The organism is Mesorhizobium sp. M7A.F.Ca.CA.002.05.1.1, assembly GCF_003998335.1.
GTDB lineage: Bacteria > Pseudomonadota > Alphaproteobacteria > Rhizobiales > Rhizobiaceae > Mesorhizobium.
In genome coordinates this window covers 1-3,540 of sequence record NZ_RZQI01000632.1, presented here as the reverse complement: position 1 = coordinate 3,540, position 3,540 = coordinate 1, and the positions used below count along the sequence as shown (strand labels likewise).

Here is a 3,540-nt window from a genome sequence, read left to right as displayed (position 1 = left end):
GCCTGGGCGGTCATGTATTCCCGGTAGAAATCGCCCGACACCCACATCACCGAATTGCCGCGCTGGCCAAGCCAGCCAACGCTGCCGAGGTCTTCAGCATCCCGCAGTTTGCGTGCCAGGTGGGTTCGCGACAGCTTGAGCCATTTGGCGAAATCGCCGATCGAGACGACGCCGGTCGGTATTTCAGCGAGGCCGGCATGGTCGGGATCGACGCCCGATATCAGCCAGTCCATGACGACGCCGCCATTGTTGAGCCAGGTGAACAGCGAAAAGGTCTGCCTGGGCTCGCGCACGGGGCTGGAGGAGATCAGGCCGTCGGCCACCAGCGGCTGCACCCTGGCGAGAGCATCGGGCCGCTCCAGAAACGTCGCCAGACGGTTCGCACCGTTGAGACTGTCCAGCGTGTGCAGGTGCGCCATCATCCAGCCGGCAACCGTCTCCAGCGTGTTCACCGTTGGCTGAATGGGGCGGATGCGGCCGTCCTGTGTTGCCGGCAGGTGCTCGATGAAATTGTAATGCAGCATCTCCTTGAGGAAGGCGTCGGCGGTGTTGCGGCTGGCGACGGAATTCTCCCGGATGACGTCGATGAAACGCGCCGCCGTCAACTGCTTGCGGTAATCATCGGGCTCCCGTCTGAAATGCAGGGCAAGGCCGATATGCGCCATCAACCAGCGCTGCTGGGTGGCAAATATCGAGGCGAGCCTCGGGTTCATCCCATAGGCCTGGATCATCGCCTGCGCCTGGGCACGGACACAGCGATGCAATGCCGGGTGACCGGCAATATGGTCAAAGGTCTGCGTCATTCCCCCCATGCTCCGATCCAGCCTTACGGCCACGAAGACGCAGATCACATTCTCAGCCTTCACGGCCCGTGTCCAGACGCGCCCTGTCTATAACAGGTTATGATCGCCAGGAGACAATGTTCTCGGTCCGGGCAGATGTCGATCGCGCCGACCCTCAGCGGTCTTCCGGGACTGGAAAACAGGCGGCGAATGCCGCATCGACAATGGCCAGCTTGGCGGCCTGGACGGTCATGTACTCCTGGTAGAAGGTGTTCGACACCCACATCACCGAATGGCCGCGCTGGCCGAGCCAGCCGATGCTGCCGAGTTCCTCGGCAGCGCGCAGCTTGCGGGCGAGGTGGGTCCGCGACAGCTTGAGCCATCTGGCGAAATCTCCGATCGAAACCACGCTGGTCGGAATCCGGTCCAGGCCGGCATGATCGGGGTCGATGCCCGACATCAGCCAGTCCATGACAATGCCGCCATTGTTGAGCCAGATGAACAGCGAAAAGGTCTGGTTGGGCTCACGCACCGGCTTGGAGGCAAGCAGGCCGTCCGCGACCAGAGGCTGCAGCCTGGCAACCATGTCGGGCCGCTCAAGGAACCTGGCCAGCCGGTCGGCACCATCGAGATGATCCAGCGTCTGCAGATGAGCAAGGACCCAGCCGGTGAAAGTCTGCACGGTTGCCGCCGTTGGCTGCAAGGGGTGCGTGCGCCCGTCGCCACCCGAAACATACTCGGCGACATGATAGTGCAGCATCTCCTTGATGAAAGCGTCCGCCGTGTTGCGGCTGGCCACCGCGTGCTGGTGTACGAACTCGATGAAACGCGATACCGTCAGCTCCTTGCGGCGGTCGTGCGGATCGCGCCTGAAATGCATGGCAAGGCCGACATGACCCATCAGCCAACGCTGCTGCGTGGCGAAAATGGAAGCCAGTCGCGGGCTCGTTTCATAGATGTCGATCAGCGCCAACGACTGTGCCTGGACACAGCGATGCAGGGCCGGATGGCCGGCAATGTCTTCCAGATTCAGCGCCATCCTCCTCATGTTCCGAGTTAACTCCAACAGCGGAGTCGCGTCCACATTTTCCAGCCTTCGACAGCTGTGTCCAGAGGCACCGAATGCGAAGAGCAAGCCCAACCCGAACATGGGGCAGGCCACGACCGGTTCATGGTGGGGTCCGCTAACCGGTTGCTACGCTTTGGAAAACCCCTCCCAATAATAGTCAGCCGGACGGCCGCCCGTTGAATTGACGTTCACCAGAGCGCGGCATAGTTTCCGCGACATCCGAGCGGCGGGGGCACGCCTTCCCGGAAATGAGTTCGAAAGCAGAAGCCAATTAACGAGCGATGAAATCTCGCGCGGTGGCGAAGCTTTGCCGAACTCTACCTCGAAGGACGAGTGATTGAGTGAAGTATACAAGCAAGATCGCGGTTGGCAGGGATAACGACTGTCACCCAGTTTTCGGTGAGCTGGCAGCCCGTGGGGGATGGTTGATCCTGCTTGTTGCCTCGGCGTGCCTGTGGCTTCAAGCCGGCGCATTCGCGCAGACAGCCAGCCAGATCACGCCGCCCAGCTTTCGGCCGCCGCCGGCAGCCAACACGGCAGGTGTTTCCATTCCCGAAGGTGTGGGCCTCGAAGCGCCGGCGGGTGCCGGGAAGCTCAAGGTCAAGCTCGGGGATGTCAGCGTCGAAGGCGGCTTGCCCGACATGGCTGACGCAACACGCAAGATCGTTGCCGGCCTTGCGCACCGCACGGTGACGGCGGCGGAAATCTTTGCCGCGGCGCGAAAACTCGAAACCGAATATGGATGGGCCGGCTATGCGCTGGTGCGGGTGGTGCTGCCGGCGCAGAAGCTCAACGACGGCGCAAGACTCCGGCTGGTCGTCGTCGATGGCTTTCTCGAACGGATCGACACCAGCAATCTGCCCGAGCGCATACGCGGGCGGGTCGAGGCAACGCTGGCGCCGCTCGTTGGACAGAAAAGCATCAAGCTGTCGGCGATCGAACGCAAGCTGCTGCTGGCTGGCGATACGCCCGGCGCCCGGCTGCGCTCGACCTTGCAGGCAGGCTCGGCCAAAGGCGCAAGCGTGCTGGTCATCGACGGCAAATATCGCCCGATCGGCGGCCAAATGACCGGGGACAACTCGCTATCGCCATCGTTGCAGCGCTGGTCTACGGGCATCGGCGTCGATTTCAACTCATTGCTCGGCCTCGGCGAACTCGTCTATGTCAGGGCCGGCGGCTACCCCGATGGCGGCGAGAGCGGCCTGTTCACGGATGGCCCACGCAATCGCAACTATGCCGCCGGCATCGTCGTGCCGATCGGCTATGACGGGCTGACGCTCAACCTGGAAGCCAGCCGCACGCAGGCCAATCCGACAGCCGAGCCCGGCACGCTCGGCTTCGGCAGCGCTTTCGAGCGTTATTCGGCGCGGCTTCGCTATCCCTGGATACGCAGCCGCGCGCTTACGATCAGCACCGAACTGTCATTCGACGTGCAAAACGACACGCTCGACGCGGTGACGCCGATTTCGCTGCCGATCGCCGAGGACCGATTGCGCATTGCCCGGCTCGGTCTCGATGGCACCTGGTTCACACCGCTTGGCGGCGTCTTCATCGGCAACGTCGTTGCCTCTTTTGGTATCGATGGGCTCGGCGCGCGCTCGGCCGCCGATGCGACGCCGCTGCTGCCGCTGTCGCGCCAGGGCGCCGACGCCGCTTTCCAGAAGCTGGAGATCTCGGCCAGCTACAGCC

General features: G+C 63.0%; 3 protein-coding genes. 1 reads left to right on the top strand and 2 read right to left on the bottom strand.

The genetic code is table 11. The features are described from left to right. The coding region (locus EN939_RS25500; RefSeq protein ID WP_127270564.1) for a hypothetical protein at positions 1-803 on the bottom strand (803 nt) is incomplete at its 3' end. A gap of 154 nt (positions 804-957) precedes the next feature. Continuing rightward, positions 958-1,821, bottom strand: coding sequence for a hypothetical protein (locus tag EN939_RS25495; RefSeq protein WP_164748799.1), 864 nt, complete (start codon positions 1,819-1,821; stop codon positions 958-960). Between the two features lie 371 nt (positions 1,822-2,192). On the opposite strand from EN939_RS25495, the gene EN939_RS25490 reads away from it, so the two are divergent. Continuing rightward, positions 2,193-3,540 (top strand): ShlB/FhaC/HecB family hemolysin secretion/activation protein (locus EN939_RS25490; protein ID WP_164751213.1); only part of this gene is annotated, 1,348 nt, incomplete at its 3' end.